This is a genomic window from Trujillonella humicola (assembly GCF_046233715.1).
In the GTDB taxonomy this organism is placed as follows: Bacteria; Actinomycetota; Actinomycetes; order Mycobacteriales; family Geodermatophilaceae; genus Trujillonella; species Trujillonella humicola.
Map to the genome: position 1 here is coordinate 1 of NZ_JBJNRJ010000159.1, position 389 is coordinate 389.

Here is a 389-nt window from a genome sequence, read left to right on the forward strand (position 1 = left end):
CAAAGGCGGCCCGCTGGCGCACCTGCCCTCGGGCTCCTACCCGGCCAACGCGGCCTGGCTGGCGTGTGCGGTGATCGCGTTCAACCTCGCCCGCGCCGCCGCGGTGGCCGCCGGAATGGCCACCGCCCGCTGGGCCACCCTCCGCGCCAAGATCATCCACGTGGCGGCACGGGTCGCGGCCACCGGCCGCCAGCTCGTGGTCCACCTGCCCCGCGACTGGCCCTGGGCCCGCGCCTGGCAACTGTTGTTCGACACCGCGACCAGCCCGCCCCCCGCCACCGCGACCTGATCCTGAGGTTCCCCCGAGACCGCGGAGGCATCAGCTATAAGGGGTAGCGATGCCAGAGATCCGCAAGAAGTACGACCGGGAGTTCCGTGACGGGGCGGTC

Annotated in this window: 1 protein-coding gene; it reads left to right on the plus strand. The window is 73.0% G+C overall.

Annotated elements, in window-relative coordinates:
• On the plus strand, nucleotides 1-289 hold a 289-nt coding region (locus ACK586_RS25545; RefSeq protein ID WP_409333337.1), incomplete at its 5' end, for a transposase.
• Nucleotides 290-389: the final 100 nt, after the last annotated feature.